Here is a 685-nt window from a genome sequence, read left to right as displayed (position 1 = left end):
CCACCATTTGTTTTAGCTGAATTAAAAGATGGCTCCTTATACCCATAGAATGATTGATTCACATATTCTGAACTACTAGCAGCGTGAGTTACTATACTAAATGTAGAAATAGATAGAATTAAAAACAATAAAATTCCTATACTTTTCTTAAACATAAAAATATCCTCCCTTTTATTTTCTCTAATATATAATTTTCAAAGCTAAGAATAGATATATCCTATTTCATTATTTTAATCTTCACTTTTTTACGTCCCCATTCAAGTGCTTGCTTTTCTGTAGGAAACAGAACGTCAATTCTATTCCCTTTAATAGCTCCACCTGTATCTCCAGCAATTGCTTCACCATATCCTTCAACCCAAACTTTCGTTCCTAGTTTAATAACTTTAGGATCAACTGCAATTAACTTGATGTTAGGATTTTTTCCTATGTCTATTCCAGCTGCCGTAATTCTTTCATGTGGTGGACTACCTTCTACGCTATATGCAGTAGCTTCCACGTAGAATTCTAAGCCTGTATCTTCCGCATTTAAATTAATCCACTTGTCGCCTTCCCATGTTTTAATCTTTAACCATCCACTAGTTGTCCCATCTATTATTCTAAAATTCTGCGGACTATATAATGCTCCAGCGTTTGCTTTTGCTGAACTAAATGAAGGTTCATTATATGCATAGAATGATTTATTTAT

The 685-nt window shown here is 33.1% G+C and carries 1 protein-coding gene; it reads right to left on the bottom strand.

Annotated elements, in window-relative coordinates:
- Positions 1-217: 217 nt before the first annotated feature.
- Positions 218-685: 3D domain-containing protein (locus CGQ22_RS32675; protein WP_254922583.1), on the bottom strand; the 468-nt coding region annotated here is incomplete at its 5' end.

Source organism: Bacillus sp. M13(2017), from assembly GCF_002218325.1.
Lineage (GTDB): Bacteria > Bacillota > Bacilli > Bacillales > Bacillaceae_G > Bacillus_A > Bacillus_A thuringiensis_K.
The sequence above is the reverse complement of the archived record's forward strand: the minus strand, read 5'-3'. Positions and strand labels throughout refer to the sequence as shown.